The 11494-nt window shown below is 50.1% G+C and carries 9 protein-coding genes; 4 read left to right on the forward strand and 5 right to left on the reverse strand.

The window, feature by feature from the left end; all coding sequences use genetic code 11:
* Positions 1–116: 116 nt before the first annotated feature.
* Positions 117–245 (reverse strand): hypothetical protein, encoded by a 129-nt coding sequence (locus tag LKK83_RS18455; protein WP_324632741.1) that lies wholly within the window; start codon positions 243–245, stop codon positions 117–119.
* Between the two features lie 4 nt (positions 246–249).
* Positions 250–882: a hypothetical protein gene (locus tag LKK83_RS18460; RefSeq protein WP_324632742.1), complete on the reverse strand. Its 633-nt coding sequence runs from the start codon at positions 880–882 to the stop codon at positions 250–252.
* Positions 883–1158: 276 nt separating this feature from the next.
* Between LKK83_RS18460 and ilvC the strand changes: the two genes are divergently transcribed.
* On the forward strand, positions 1159–2154 hold the full coding sequence (ilvC, locus tag LKK83_RS18465; RefSeq protein WP_324632748.1) for a ketol-acid reductoisomerase: 996 nt from the start codon (positions 1159–1161) through the stop codon (positions 2152–2154).
* 103 nt (positions 2155–2257) lie between these two features.
* Here the strand turns inward: ilvC and LKK83_RS18470 are convergent, their stop codons facing one another.
* Together LKK83_RS18470 and LKK83_RS18475 are read right to left on the reverse strand one after the other, a co-directional pair.
* On the reverse strand, positions 2258–2497 hold the full coding sequence (locus tag LKK83_RS18470; RefSeq protein WP_324632743.1) for a hypothetical protein: 240 nt from the start codon (positions 2495–2497) through the stop codon (positions 2258–2260).
* A 243-nt stretch (positions 2498–2740) separates the two neighbouring features.
* Positions 2741–5437, reverse strand: coding sequence for a CHASE2 domain-containing protein (locus LKK83_RS18475; protein ID WP_324632744.1), 2697 nt, complete (start codon positions 5435–5437; stop codon positions 2741–2743).
* A 180-nt stretch (positions 5438–5617) separates the two neighbouring features.
* Here LKK83_RS18475 and LKK83_RS18480 point away from each other — a divergent pair, with 180 nt between their 5' ends.
* Positions 5618–7042 (forward strand): AAA-like domain-containing protein, encoded by a 1425-nt coding sequence (locus LKK83_RS18480; protein WP_324632745.1) that lies wholly within the window; start codon positions 5618–5620, stop codon positions 7040–7042.
* A 134-nt stretch (positions 7043–7176) separates the two neighbouring features.
* On the opposite strand, the gene LKK83_RS18485 is transcribed toward LKK83_RS18480, so the two are convergent.
* Positions 7177–7887: a hypothetical protein gene (locus LKK83_RS18485; RefSeq protein ID WP_324632746.1), complete on the reverse strand. Its 711-nt coding sequence runs from the start codon at positions 7885–7887 to the stop codon at positions 7177–7179.
* Positions 7888–8709: 822 nt separating this feature from the next.
* Between LKK83_RS18485 and LKK83_RS18490 the strand changes: the two genes are divergently transcribed.
* Together LKK83_RS18490 and mutL are read left to right on the forward strand one after the other, a co-directional pair.
* Complete coding sequence (locus LKK83_RS18490; RefSeq protein ID WP_324632747.1) at positions 8710–9411, forward strand: hypothetical protein; 702 nt, start codon at positions 8710–8712, stop codon at positions 9409–9411.
* 193 nt (positions 9412–9604) lie between these two features.
* Positions 9605–11275 (forward strand): DNA mismatch repair endonuclease MutL, encoded by a 1671-nt coding sequence (gene mutL, locus LKK83_RS18495; protein ID WP_324632750.1) that lies wholly within the window; start codon positions 9605–9607, stop codon positions 11273–11275.
* Positions 11276–11494: the final 219 nt, after the last annotated feature.

Here is an 11494-nt window from a genome sequence, read left to right on the forward strand (position 1 = left end):
CTTCACCTCCTTATGATATTATACAGCACCAAGCCTTATCATGTCCAACGAATATAATTGCGGGGGACCGGGGGTCAATCGCTCGGCTTATATCCCCACGGATAAATCCGGGGGCTTTACGCCGATTCTCGGTAAAGGCGATCGCGCCACCCCCGATCGCGATCGCCGCTCGAGACGCCCCCCCACGCCCACTCCGGGCCTTGCGATCCGACAACCTGTCGCCCTCTCCCTATCCACTGCCCCATCGGTTCAAGTAAATTGCGATCGCAACAACTCAATGGCTTCGTTGAGATTGTCCGCATCAAACCAACTCACAAACCCGCCATAAATAATATTCCCATTGCTATCCGCCAAAAAAATATGGTCGATGCCAAACGGATTTTTCCAGGTTCTAACCACCGTTCCATCTCTAAGGGTAAAAATCGGTCGCGAGCTTTTCAAATCCTTTTCCGAAGCATAATTTATCCCGCGAACGTTATTTAAAATCTCGATCGCTTCTTGGGTCAGCGGTGAAATTGTCGTAGCAAAGTTGGCAAGGTTGTTGCCGATTTGAGTCACTTCCCACTTCAGCCGAGATTTAAGTTCGTCCGACAGGGGCAAGTTATCCAATTCTCTTAATAACTCCCCAGTGCGTTCGGTTCTCGCTCGCAATTGATACACTTCACTCAGCAAGCGATCGATGCTGTCATTGGCCAAATAATCGGCAATTAAGCCTGTAATGCCCAATACGCCAATGCCACCGAGTATTCCCGACGGACCGCCCAACAGAGCTAATCCAGCGGCGATCGCCGCACCCCCTGTCAAACCGGTTGCTCCCATTGCGATCGCCAGGAGCACTCCGGGCAGTCCCAACGCCGCTACCTTTCTTACCACTTCATCCATCGAGTCAAAACCTCATCAATTCCATTGCTTTAATTTTAATTTTAGAACCAACTCAATCACCGCGTAGGGTGGGCCACTCGTTGCCCACCCTATAACGCTCTCGATTGACCAAGAACCGATCGGCGGGGGAAAGTCGGCGTCGGATCCACGCCTTGGGTGCCCGGGTAGGGATGGGGGCGATCGCCCCGGTGGGGGAATCCGCGAACCCCGGACACTTCTGTGATAAGATACGGAGTTTGCAAGATTAACGACAAGCGATCGAAGGAGACGCCGATTATGGCCCGGATGTACTATGACGAAGATGCTAATTTAGACCTGCTCAACGGCAAAACTGTGGCGATTATCGGCTACGGTTCCCAAGGTCATGCCCACGCTCTCAATCTGAAAGAAAGTGGCATAAACGTCATTGTCGGGCTGTATCCCGGCAGTAAATCCGCCGCTAAAGCAAAAGATGCGGGTTTGACCGTGCATAGCGTCGCCGATGCGGCAAAAGCGGCGGATTGGATTATGATTCTCTTGCCGGATGAAGTCCAAAAAACCGTCTATAAAAACGAAATCGAACCCCATTTAACCGACGGCAAAGTGTTGTCTTTTGCCCACGGTTTTAACATTCATTTCGGCCAAGTGGTACCCCCAGAAACCGTGGATGTGGTAATGATTGCGCCGAAAGGACCGGGACATTTGGTGCGCCGGACTTACGAACAAGGAGAAGGGGTGCCCTGTTTGTTTGCGGTGTATCAAGATGCCACCGGTCAAGCGCGCGATCGGGCAATGGCATACGCGAAAGGCATCGGCGGGACGCGCGCGGGAATCCTGGAAACCTCTTTCCGCGAAGAAACCGAAACCGATTTGTTTGGCGAACAGGTGGTTCTCTGTGGTGGTTTAAGTGCTTTAATTAAAGCCGGATTTGAAACCCTCGTAGAGGCCGGCTATCAACCGGAATTGGCTTATTTTGAATGCCTCCATGAAGTCAAACTCATCGTCGATTTAGTCGTGGAAGGCGGTTTGGCCAACATGCGCGATAGCATCTCCAATACTGCCGAATATGGAGACTATACTCGCGGTCCGCGCATCGTCACCGACCAAACCCGTACCGAAATGCGGAAAATTCTCTCGGAAATTCAATCCGGTCAATTTGCTCGCGATTTTGTCCTGGAAAATCAAGCCGGCAAACCCGGATTTACTGCAATGCGCCGTCAAGAAGCGGAACATCCCATCGAGGAAGTGGGCAAAGATTTGCGCGCCATGTTTAGCTGGTTGAAGAAGAAATAGATAACGCGCTTTTTTGTCTTCAATTCCACTAAAAATAGCCGAACATCTGCGGGATTTTTTCACTCACAGATGTTCGGTAGGGCGCAACAGTACGAACCCGCAATTATTCTGCGTCTTGCTCCTCTTGTTCGAGTTGCTCGTTGGTGCGCTCGAACATATCGGGCTTCTCTTTCGTGTTCGAGACCCAACCGGGTACCAGTCCTTGGGCAAAGTTCGTCAGCCCCGTGCGGGTGTTATAACTGGCGGTTTGCATGTTTTCTGGGAGAAACTCAATTTGGTCTCCGAAGCCAATATAAAGGGATCCGAGGATAACTGTGGCAGCGATTAAGGTGGTTTTAAGCATTTGTGTATCTAACCAAACGGCTAAGGGACGAGAATTTTCTATAGGCTAATCCTTTATCTCGATTGTAGCGAATTTTTGCAATTTGAGCCACTGCGAAAAAAACGCGCGGGTTCCGGCGAGGGGCGGCGAAAGCGTCTCCCACCCCAGTGGCGCTACCAAGTTTGGATCGGGTGGGCAATGTCTACCGGATTGCTGCTGTGTAGAGCAACTGTCGATCGCCCTATTTCGCGATCGCCGTTTGATTTATTGCGGATGTTCTTCCTGCAAAATTTGCCCGATCGCCAAGCGATTTTCCGGCGTTTCACTTTGCTTGAGATATTCGATGGCAATTTGTCCGGCGGCGGGTTCTTCCCGGGCCATTGCTATCAGGAAATATACGGTTTGATGGAGTTGAATTTTGTCCTGGCGGCGCGCGATCGCCATCGGGGTGACGATTGCGGCGGCGAGAAATCCACCGATCGCCGGTACCAGCGGAATCCACCATCCTTGCAAAAACGCCAGATAGGCGATCGCAAACAATCCACTCCCGGCGATCGCGCTTCCCAGAGCAATCCATTTTGGCGCTTTCAATTGCCAAGCCATCGCCGCCCCGACGCCAGACCACAGAAAAATCCACAGCCATTCTATCAGTTCTGACCAGCCGCGCAACAGGGGTCTGCCTTCAATCGCCGCACTCAACAATTGGCTGACAATATTGGCGTGAATCGTTACCCCAGCCATGCGATCGGGAGTGCCGATCGCCCCACTGCTATAGGGAGTTTGGAATAAGTCATTAATGCTTTCTGCAGTTGCGCCGATTAACACCACGCGATCGCGCAAGGCGGCGGGGGGAATTCGCTTTTCCAATACATCCATCAAGGAAAAAGTGTTAAATTGCCCTGCACTCCCGCGAAAATTGAGTAATAATTGATAGCCTCCCGCCTCAGCACGCAGGTAGCCCCCATCATTCGCCACAAACGGAATTAATAGGGCGTTTCCAAGTTGCATTTTACTGTTGCCTCGGGCTTGGGGTTCAATGCCTTCTGCCGCTAAATATTTGAGCGCCAATTTCAGGGCAAAACTGAGTTTTAGTTCCGATTTGTTACGGCGCACTGATAGCAAAGCGCGGCGCACTTTTCCATCCCCATCTAATACTTGATCGGCAAATCCAACTTGACCTAAATCGGCTAAGATTGGCGGCGGCGCAACCCGACTGCCCACGACTTTTTCAATGCCGATTAAATTGGGTGTGGTTTCAAACAGTTCGACCAACTCTTGATATCCGGGTTCTACGGGTAAGTCGCGATAGATATCCAATCCGATCGCTCTGGGTTGTTGTGCTTTGATTTCGCCAATAACCTGGGTTAAACTGCCATCGGTGAGGGGATACTGACCGAGTTGCTGCAAATCGGTTTCGTCGATAGTAATGATGGCAATGCGATCGTCAACTGATTCTCGGGGGCGGTGTTGGAAAAACCAATCCAAACTGGCCCATTCCATGCTTTGCAATAATCCACTCCAGCGCAGGAGAAACATGCCCGTGGTAACGATAACAGCAATGGCAAAAATCCACGATTTGCCGAGGCGGAGGTCTTTGGCGCGGTCTTTGGCTTTTTGGCGAGCTTGGGCTAAAATGGGATAAGCGCGATCGGCGGCTTGTAGGGCAAATTGTGCTTTTTCTCGTTCCAGTTTTTCGAGCGCTAAATCGCTTTCTATTTCTCGTTTGGCGAGTTCCTGACTGGCACTGAGAAACCGATAATCCAAATCGCTTAGTTGTTTGTTTTCCGACCAAGCCAGGGCTTGTTGTAAGGCCAAGTCGCGCAGCAAATAGGATTCATCTTGCTGTTGCGAAGCCACCCAACGGTTAAATTGTGAGGCGTAGGGGCGCAGATTTTCCAGGTGTTGGGCGACCCATCGTTGGTTAAAGATAGCTTGATAAATGGGATTTTTGACTTGTAAGGTTGCGCCTGTGCTGACGACTAAACCGGAGAGGAGCAATTCGATTTGTTCGCGACTGTCATCGGTGGGTACTTGGTTTTTGCAGAGTATTTGTTGATAGATTCCCAGCAGTCTGCTGGCGAGGCGATCGCTGTTTAAAATCCGATTGCTGATGGTTCGCAGATGTTCCGGTTCGTCTTGGGATTCCCATCCCTGAATAATGCGCGATCGCACGATAGTTTCTACCGAGTCTTCTGGCGGGGATTGTGCCACTAACTGGCAGATTTTTTGGGTTAAAAAAGGTTGTCCGCCGGTCCAGGTTAAAATATCCTGTAAAACCCGGTTCGGCTGCGGGCGGCGATCGGCTAATCCTTTGGCCAAAGGTTGCGCTTCGGCTAAGGTAAATCCCTGGAGGGGGATTGCTTTGCCAATATTAAACGGCGTGCGCTTTTTATCGCGAATTAAATCCGAGGGGGTAGCGACGCCAAAAATCGCAAAGGTAATCCGCCGATACTCCGCATCGATGGCGCGCTGATTGTAACAATATCGAATTAGGGCAAAGAAATCATCCGCAGAAAAGGGTAAACTTAAAATGCTATCGATTTCATCGATAAAAATCACCAAGGGTTGGGTGGGAAACTCCACCAGCAGCACCTCGCGGATAAACTGGTTCAGTCGTTGCACGATGGGCAAATCTTGGCGATCGCGCCACCAAGGCTTCACCTTCACTTTCCCCAACAGTTTAAACCCCAACCAAAGCTGAGACACCACCCCTTTGTACCATTGTTCTTGGGTGACAGTTTCGCTACCCATTCCCGTTAAGTCGATGGCGCTACAGAGAACCCCTTCTTTTTCTAGGCGATTTTTGGTTCGCACCAGCAAAGAAGATTTTCCCATTTGTCGCGAATTGAGCACATAACAAAATTCGCCCTGCTTTAAGGCTTCATAAAGTTGCGCGTCGGCTTCTCTTTCCACATAACTCGGCGCATCTGCAATCAGACTACCGCCGACTTGATAAATCATAAAACATCACCGGAACGGAATGCTTGGCAGGGGTAATTTTTGCTACTTTATGTTACAATGCTTTGCCTTACCTTTGGGGACAATTCTTCACCGGGCGAAAGGAACCCGCGCCCCGGATCCGGGTCGGACTCGGGTTCGCGTTCGAGACGCTATCTTAGATTACCATAAAAGGATAAAGCGATGAGCGATGTTAACGAATACTTAAGATTTGTGGAAACCGTGGTTTATGACAACACCGGAGAGCATTTCAGCGATTTGCAGCGGACGATTTTGAGCGAATCTTTGCAAGGGACGAAAAAAACCTATGATGAAATTGCGGCGGAATACGGCTACTCGAGCAATTATATCAAACAAGGGGTCGGACCGAAGTTGTGGAAACTTCTCTCCCAAGCGTTTGGGGAAAAAGTGACGAAAAGTAACGTTCGCGCCACGATAGAACGGCGGATTTTGGCGGAAAATGTGGCGAAAATTCCGCCGACAACCAGCTTGAGGGAAAATAAGGGGATGGAAAAGGCAAAAATGCCCGTTTCGTCACTGGAGGCGACCCCGGGAAAATGCAGGCTACCGACAACGGCGATCGCCTTAGAACTCCCGCAAGATAGCGTTCCTTTAGATTCTCAATTTTATATCGAACGAGTACCTCACGAACAGCGATGCTATCAAGAAATCGTCCGCCCCGGCGCATTTATTCGCATCAAAGCGCCCAGACAAATGGGGAAAAGTTCTTTAATGAATCGCATTTTAGCGCGCGCCCGGGAATGCGGCTGTCAAAGTGGATTGCTGCACTTTCAGCAAGTGGAAGAAAGCTTATTGAGTGACTTAAATCGATTATTGCGGTGGTTCTGCGCCAATTTAGCGCAACAATTGGGTTTTCCGCCTCATCTGGATGACTATTGGGATGAAGACTTGGGCACCAAAATGAGCTGTACTCTCTACATCGAAGGCTATATCCTGGAGCAACTGGAGGGGTGCTTGGTTTTGGCGTTAGAGGAGGTAAATGAAATTATCGATCGCCCTCAAATTGCCGAAGAATTTTTTACCTTACTGCGCTTTTGGCACGAACGCACCAAAACTAACTCTACTTGGCAAAAGTTGCGCTTAATCATGGTTCATTCTACGGAAATATATATTCCTTTGGATATCAATCAATCGCCTTTAAATGTGGGGTTGCCTATCGAATTGCAGCCATTTACTTCAGAGCAAGTGGCGGAATTGGTTCGACGCCATCAGCTCAACCCGAATGCGGAGCAATTGCGTCAGTTAAGGGAACTGATTGGGGGTCATCCCTATTTGGTTCGACTGGCATTATATCATTTGGCAAACCAAGATATTTCCTGGGAATCTTTGATGGAAAATGCGGCAACCGATGCGGGAATTTATGGCGACCACTTGCACCGACATTTGCGAAGTTTGCAACAGCATCCCGCTTTGGCTTCGGCATTTCAAAAGTCCATCTCGTCCACCGAATCGGTGCAAATGGGACAGGTTGAAGGGTTTAAATTGCACAGCATGGGATTGGTGAATTTAAAGGGCGATCGCGTGACGGTGAGTTGCGAGTTGTATCGGCAATATTTTCGCGATCGCCTCGAATCCGTCACTTCCTAAAACGCCAGCAGATTTGCCACAAAAATAGGCGGTGCGCAGAGTTGCGATCGCTCCCCAACCCAGTTGATTGACTCTGATTTTTACCTCGCGTTTGCTAGTAATCCCTCGAGGCAGGATTATGAAAACCAAAGCATTTAAGCGCAGTGTTGTGGGGCGGTTTTTTTCTTCAGCATCCAAGCACCAATTCCCACTAAACCCAGCCAAGGAGTCGGTTCTGGAATTGATGTGGGTTCGGTTTCAGACATCGATTCCGGTTCGGTGGAGAGCACCAAATTCACGTCCCCATTCACCAAGGCGGTTTCTGACTCGAATATGGTGGTAAACAAATCGAATTCTCCCGATGCTTCGGTTGTGCAATATCCAGTGGAACAATATTCGACAATATCGGTATCGTACCCCGTAATCACAATCGACTCAATGGCGCTATCATAAGCAAAGTCAAAGTCGGTGGAAGCATTGGCGGTTTCTGACCACAACGACCCTGTGCCGCTAAAATTCAAATCGAGCATATCCTCGATACCCGTAATTCCTAAATCCGACCAATCGAAACCCGTTAAATCGCTGAAGAAATCATACTCGATATTAATATCTCCATCCAGATATTGATTCGGGTCATCTGATACGTCGAAAGTGCCCGCAAAGCTGTCTGAAAAGTTGAGCGCCTGTTCCACAGTGCTGGCATTTTCTCCGAGTAACTGGTTAGCAAAAAAACTCAGTTCAGCGCTGATATCAATGGTTCCATCGTAATCGAAGGAGAGGGTGCTGGCGGTAGCTGGGGCAATACCCACGGTGGCGATCGCAACTACTACAGCAGCACTTGCGGTAGCAAAAGAGAAAGAGGTCATGGTAAACTCCTAATTTCAAGGGCCGGGGGAAACATCATGTCCCGAAAGGGGCAACCTGTTTTTCCCGGTTCTGTATCTAGTATGGCTAGGGTTTCTCTCCAGTGTAAATATAGAAAAGTTGATAAAAGTTGATAGCTTTGCCGCTAAATCGCGATTTTTTTCCCCGTCACGGCAAAGGTTGATAAAAGTTGATAATTTTTTCCCAAAGGGTTGACATTTGGAGTAATTTGTGGTAAAAGTAGAAGGATACGCACGCTGAAAGGGTGGAGTCAACAAACTCAATCCACCTACAGGCGCTATTTTCGAGCGGTTTTATATTTTGGATAAATTAGAAACCGAAAAATCAATTCGATTTGGATGCAGTTTTATCGCATCAAAGGCTGGGTGCGATCGCCCTCTCATCCTCGGGGTAACTGTACCATTCTCCTCCGGACACTGACCCTCGATCCGAGGGAGAGAGGGCACCAATATTTTATACAAATAGGTTGAAAAACATAGCAGTGCCGCGCCCCTATGTTTTAGATCGTGCTTTATGCTATGTACTCGTGACAAAAATAACAATCGCAAATCTCCCGTAAGGACAGGGTATGCCGTACACATGCAGACCGTGGATCTCGAACGCCGATTAAGTATATAAAACACCAAATCGTTGAGTATAGAAATCAAAGGGTTCGCGGGGGTGGCGATCGCTTGGCCATCAGGTTTAGCCGACAAAGAAAATAATGAGCCGAGTGCCACAAACTGAATGGGCGATCGTAGTCATTCCGGGAGAAACTATGGCAAAATGAAAGCGAAGCAGTCAGTCAATGCAGGAACGCTACGATGGAGCTAAAGACATTTTTCGTTTATGCCAAAAATCGCGATAAATGCGACTCAGTGAAGGCGCTTGTGGAGAAGCAGGGGTTTGAATATTCCTGCGAAAATCCTGACTTTGCGATTACCGTGGGTGGAGATGGAACCTATCTAGAAGCAGAACGACAACTGCCTGGAATTCCGAAGTTACTGGTGAGAGACAGTCTGATTTGCTACAAGTGCCATAACGAATCCCTGGATGAGATGCTGGAAATGCTGAAATCCGGTCGGGGGAGAATCAAAGAAATTATCAAACTGGAAGCGATTTATTCCGGGGGAAGTTTCTTGGCGGTTAATGACATTGTGCTAAGGAATGAAAACCCCACTCGTGCGATTCGATTTAAAACGATGGTGGATGGAAAAGAAGTAGAAACCGCCATCGGAGATGGTGTAGTCGTGGCTACTCCCTTCGGGTCTACGGGATATTATAGAGCGGTAACGAGGAGCTGTTTTTCAGCGGGAATCGGTGTGGCGTTTAATAATTCTACGGACGAAAAAGAGCCGTTGATACTCAAAGAGAATTCCGAATTAGGGATTGAAATCACCCGGGGGAAAGGTCAGCTAGCGGCGGATAATTATCCCTCGGTAGTGGCGATCGCGCCAGAACATTGCATCATCATCAAGAAAGCATCGCAAGTGGCGCGATTAGTGTCTCATAACCACGAAACGTGAGGGAAAAAATCGAGTCGCTAAACCCTGGTATCGCTAATCTGCTGCTCTTTCCACGCCGCGCATCTGTGGAGATTGGCTTTGCATTTGTCCTCATTTCTTGATAAAATAAGACTTCTGTTTTGCCGGGGAATGCCGAACCAGCCAAGTGAAACCAGCGACTTTAGAAGAAAATTCCGGTTCCGGGATGGGCGCGATGTCAAACAGCATCCAAACGTTACCCGCCGAGGTGGTGTATTCGATCGCCGCCGGAGAGACCATCGACTCTCTAGCAGCGGTTTTGCGAGAATTGCTGGAAAATGCCCTAGATGCCGGGGCGACGCGGATTGCCATTTCCTTGTGGCCCGAATTGTGGCGAGTGCGGGTAGCGGACAATGGTTGCGGCATGGATTTGCAGAACTTGAAACTTGCCGCCACCGCCCACAGTACCAGCAAAATCCACCAGGTGGAGGACTTGTGGAAAATTACCAGTTTGGGATTTCGCGGGGAAGCATTGCATAGTTTGGCGCATTTGTCAAGCCTGGAAATTTTCAGCCGCACTGCTGGAGGAGAAGGGTGGCGGGTGCTGTATAATGCCCAGGGAGAGGCGGTGGAGATAGAACCCACGGCGATCGCACCCGGAACCATCGTCACCGTGTCGGATTTGTTCGAGCGCTGGAAACCGCGACGGCAGAGCTTGCCTTCGCGATCGCAACAGTTAAAAACCGTGCAACAAACCATTCAGCACATCGCCTTGTGCCATCCCCTGGTTCACTGGCAGGTAGAACACAACGATCGCTCCTGGTTTCGGATTAATCCCGGACAAACCGCACAAAACATTTTACCACAGATTCTCCGCACGATCGCGCGCGAGGATTTGGCACAGTTAAAATTAGAGGTAGAGGGCGAGCAGCAGATCCAGGTGGTGTTGGGGTTGCCCGATCGCTGTCATCGCCGTCGGTCAGATTGGGTCAAGGTAGCGGTTAACGGGCGCTTGGTGCGATCGCCGGAATTGGAGCAAACCATCGTTGCCGGATTTGCGCGCACCTTACCGCGCGATCGCTATCCGATTTGCTTCCTTCACCTGCGACTGACAGCAGACCAAATCGACTGGAACCGCCACCCCGCCAAAGCAGAGATTTATCTGAAAAACATGGGGGAATGGCAAAACCGAGTGAGTGAGGCGATCGGGCAAGCCTTGCGCCTCAACCCGGAAGCTACACCCGATATCGCACAAGAGCGTGTCAACAAGTTACTGAAAGCTGCAGAACCCACGGGAAGCTATCACGTTTCTCCCACCCCCGGAAGCGAACCCGAGCGAACCCGGGAAAGCGAAGCGCATCCCCTCATCCCCCTGCGCGCGGTCGCACAAGTGAACCAAACCTATATTGTGGCGGAACATCCCGGGGGCTTGTGGTTGGTCGAGCAGCATATCGCCCACGAGCGAATTTTATACGAGGACCTGTGCGATCGCTGGGAAATCGTCCCCCTCAAATCCCCCGTGGCGATCGGTAATCTCAAACCCACGCAAATCGAGTGCCTGGAAGAAATCGGCCTGGAAGTCAGCCCCTTTGGCACCGAGTTGTGGGCGATTCGCAGCGCCCCCAAACCGCTGGTAGAACGCGACGATTGTGCTGACGCTTTGGTAGAAATTAGTTTGGGCGGCGACTTGCAAACCGCACAGGTTGCGATCGCTTGTCGCACCGCCATCCGCAACGGCACCCCCCTCAGCGTCCCGCAGATGCAGGATATTTTAGACCGCTGGCAACGCACCCGCACCCCTCGCACTTGTCCTCACGGACGTCCCATCTATTTGGCGTTAGAAGAACCGGCGTTAGCCCGGTTTTTCCGCCGCAGTTGGGTGATTGGTAAAAGTCATGGAATTTAGAAAGACCGGGCGAATAGAAGTTGCGGCTTAGCTTCCCGAAAGCGGACTTTTTAACCAGCATACTTTTGCCAGCCAGATGCTGTATAAAGACCGATATGCAGCCGGCGATCGTACACCAGTGAGTTTAGATGCGACCTTGGAAGGATTCATAAAATGACTAGAACCGCCCACGACCAATTTGCCAAGCAGTATTTAGAGGAATTGCTTTCGCCCCTAGGA

The organism is Phormidium sp. CCY1219 (genome assembly GCF_035615515.1).
GTDB lineage: Bacteria > Cyanobacteriota > Cyanobacteriia > Cyanobacteriales > Laspinemataceae > CCY1219.